Source organism: Bacillus sp. AFS059628, from assembly GCF_002571225.1.
GTDB lineage: Bacteria > Bacillota > Bacilli > Bacillales > Bacillaceae_G > Bacillus_A.
The window spans coordinates 1-1979 of the sequence record NZ_NVEC01000143.1 but is presented as its reverse complement, the minus strand read 5'-3'; the positions used below and the strand labels follow the sequence as shown (position 1 = coordinate 1979).

Below are 1979 nucleotides of genomic sequence, written 5' to 3'. Positions count from 1 at the left end.
GAATCCCTTCTTCTCTGCCAGTAATTGGCCCGTTGGTCAAGTGGTTAAGACACCGCCCTTTCACGGCGGTAACACGGGTTCGAATCCCGTACGGGTCATACTAAAAGAGATAGCATAATCTGCTATCTCTTTTTTGTTGTGTAAAAGTAGACTTTAGATAGTCTGCTTTTTTTAGATTGTTTGTATACTTTTTTCTATTTGATATGACTACCGAAAAGGAAAGAAAGCAAAACCAAGTAAGAAGGATGTAAAGGTCATTGGAGTAGTCGTAACGGGAAGTGCCGAGGATTTACAAAAATTAAACGGTCAACATTATGTAAAAGCTGCTGTATTAGGTGCTACTGCGGAAAATAAATAAAGAAGCTGCCTATAATAGGTGATCTATAGGAGGCAGCTTTTTTATCCGACATTAACGGGCAGTAAAACTCCCACTGATTATAGGTTCACTTTATGTTGTCATTATTGTCGGGTTTTGTCGGTAAGTCGATATTCCTTGTCGAATCGACGATATAATTTGAGTTACGGTCGATATATTCCAAAAATCGACGATATAATTTCACTTACCGACAAAAGCATAAGAAAAACCCTTTCACAATCTGAAGAAAAGGCCTCCATTGAGATTGATTTCATACTTGATTTAATAACTTTACACTCTATGTGAAAAAGTTCACAAATAGGTCATAATTTGTGAAGTAATTCACAATAATACGTGCTACAATATGAGTGTAAAGAAGTTAAACAACATTAAATTAGTATTTTAATTAATTACTTAAACAATCATAAAAAAATATATGTGAACAATAGAGAGGGGAAATTACCATGAAAAAAGGTATCAATCGTGTAGTATTAGTAGGAACAGGAGCTGTAGGTTGTAGTTACGCTTACTCAATGATCAACCAAGGTGTAGCTGAAGAATTCGTATTAGTAGATGTTAATGAAGCAAAAGCAGAAGGGGAAGCAATGGACTTAAGCCATGCGGTACCATTCTCTCCATCACCAACAAAAGTTTGGAGCGGTAGCTATGCAGATTGTAAAGATGCAGATTTAGTTGTTATCACTGCTGGATTACCACAAAAGCCAGGTGAAACTCGTTTAGACTTAGTTGAGAAAAATACAAAGATCTTTAAACAAATCGTTCGCGGTATTATGGATAGTGGATTCGATGGAATCTTCTTAATCGCAACTAACCCAGTTGATATTTTAACTTACGTAACTTGGAAAGAATCTGGTCTACCAAAAGAGCGCGTAATTGGTTCTGGTACTACTTTAGACTCTGCTCGTTTCCGTTACATGTTAGGTGACTACTTAGACGTAGATCCACGTAACGTTCATGCTTACATCGTTGGTGAGCACGGTGACACTGAACTTCCAGTATGGAGCCATGCTACTATCGGTGTACAAAAACTAGAAACAATTTTAGCTAACAACGAACAATACAAACAAGAAGACTTAGATAAAATCTTCGAAAATGTACGTGATGCAGCTTACCATATCATCGAACGTAAAGGTGCAACTTACTACGGAATCGGTATGTCACTACTTCGTGTAACTAAAGCGATCTTAAACAACGAGAATAGTGTATTAACTGTATCTGCATACCTTGAAGGTCAATATGGTGAGAAAGATGCTTACGTAGGTGTTCCAGCTGTTATTAACCGCGAAGGTGTACGTGAAATCGTAGAACTTGAGCTAAATGAAGAAGAAAAAGCGAAATTCGCTCATTCTGTGAAAGTATTAAAAGAAACAATGGCACCAGTACTATAATAATTGCTAAATAATCCAGAAGTGGAGACCTACTTCTTATTTCTGGATTTATATATAATTTAATATAAATTCCTTTTCCGGTTTCCCTTGTATATCCCCAATATACCCCTTTTGCTGGATCAGGGTTGTTTATAGAAAAGAGCACTCTACGTAAAGTAGATGAATGGACCCCTAAAAGTTAGACACGGCTATTTCATTAGGCAGCTTGATAAAAG

General features: G+C 36.8%; 1 protein-coding gene, 1 tRNA gene and 1 pseudogene. All 3 read left to right on the top strand.

Annotation, left to right across the window (positions count from 1 at the left end):
* Window positions 1-26 precede the first annotated feature (26 nt).
* Window positions 27-98: transfer RNA gene (locus COL05_RS30435), tRNA-Glu, on the top strand.
* A gap of 104 nt (window positions 99-202) precedes the next feature.
* Window positions 203-358 (top strand): annotated as a pseudogene (locus COL05_RS30430) (anti sigma factor C-terminal domain-containing protein); the annotation flags it as partial.
* 461 nt (window positions 359-819) lie between these two features.
* Window positions 820-1764, top strand: coding sequence for an L-lactate dehydrogenase (locus COL05_RS30425; protein WP_000715339.1), 945 nt, complete (start codon window positions 820-822; stop codon window positions 1762-1764).
* Window positions 1765-1979 lie beyond the last annotated feature (215 nt).

Bases quoted from the DNA above. Each gene is read 5' to 3' on its own strand.
- COL05_RS30425 (WP_000715339.1), top strand. From the start codon at position 820: ATGAAAAAAGGTATCAATCGTGTAGTATTAGTAGGAACAGGAGCTGTA.